This window comes from Psychrobacter piechaudii (genome assembly GCF_900162825.1).
Taxonomy (GTDB): Bacteria; Pseudomonadota; Gammaproteobacteria; order Pseudomonadales; family Moraxellaceae; genus Psychrobacter; species Psychrobacter piechaudii.
This window is the reverse complement of the sequence record NZ_FUGE01000017.1, coordinates 1-1,001: the sequence shown is the minus strand read 5'-3', so window position 1 is coordinate 1,001 and position 1,001 is coordinate 1. Positions and strand designations below refer to the sequence as shown.

The 1,001-nt window shown below is 38.7% G+C and carries 2 protein-coding genes; one reads left to right on the top strand and one right to left on the bottom strand.

Annotated features, from left to right (window positions below):
- Positions 1-70 precede the first annotated feature (70 nt).
- Entirely contained in the window at positions 71-481 is a 411-nt protein-coding gene (gene tnpA, locus A1019T_RS00110; RefSeq protein WP_077449887.1) for an IS200/IS605 family transposase, read from the bottom strand.
- Between the two features lie 60 nt (positions 482-541).
- Here tnpA and A1019T_RS00105 point away from each other — a divergent pair.
- The coding region (locus tag A1019T_RS00105; protein WP_143514045.1) for a helix-turn-helix domain-containing protein at positions 542-1,001 on the top strand (460 nt) is incomplete at its 3' end.

The following is a 1,001-nucleotide window of genomic DNA, read 5'->3' as shown; positions in this document are numbered from 1 at the left end:
GTTTAACTTATCGTGCGTAATTCTCCACCTATAATCTTTGATTTAGGTGGAGATGTAAGCACGGGGAGACCTAGTCAGGGCGTTCTTGTTTTTCGATATATTGTCTAATGGTATCAATCGTAGCACCACCAGTAGTCAGCAAACAATATGCTCTAGTCCAAAGTACAGGCTTCGAGTAAAACGTTGCCAAATGCTTCGCAAATTCCTTTCTCATCAGTCGGCTAGTGACCGTTTTTAGATTATTGATAAACTTACTTGGCATGATATTGGGGTGCATTTCAATTAGTAAATGCACATGATCGGCTTCTGCATTGAACTCTAATAGCTCAACCTCCCATTTTTGACAAAGGTCAGTTATGATTTCTTTTAGCCTATCAAGCATAGTCCCAGTAAAGCATTTTCTACGATACTTTGTGACTAACACTAAATGAAAGGTTAGTTTGTAAACACAGTGGTAATGTGATTTTAGCTGATTATTCATGATTGACACTAAGTAGGGTTTACGCTAAATTATACCTACATTCAAGTTGACTAACAAGCCATGCTCAAAGCCTATAAATATCGCATTTACCCAAATCTTGAACAGCAGGTGCTTATCGAAAAGCACTTTGGCTGTAGCCGTTTTATGTTCAATTGGGCGTTAGCATTGCAACAACGCTATTATGCCATGTTTGGCAAATCTTTATCACGTAGTAAAATCCAAAGCCAGTTAGTGAAAAAGAAAAAGAAAGCTCGGTTTGCATGGCTTAGTGAGGTCAACAGTCAGTCACTACTAAATGCCTTGCTTAACGTATATACCGCCTTTACTAACTTCTTCAAAGGTCAGGCAAAGTTTCCACGTTTCAAATCTAAAAAAATCCCACAGCGAAGTTACCAATGTCCTCAACATTGCACAGCAAACTTTGAGCAGGGAGTTATCAATCTACCGAAAATAAAAGGCATCAAAACCGTATTTAGCCGTGAGTTTGAGGGCAGGGTTAAAACAGTAACGATTAGTAAGA

Excerpts from the sequence above, each read along its gene's own strand:
- tnpA (WP_077449887.1), bottom strand. The coding sequence starts at position 481 with ATGAATAATCAGCTAAAATCACATTACCACTGTGTTTACAAACTAACC.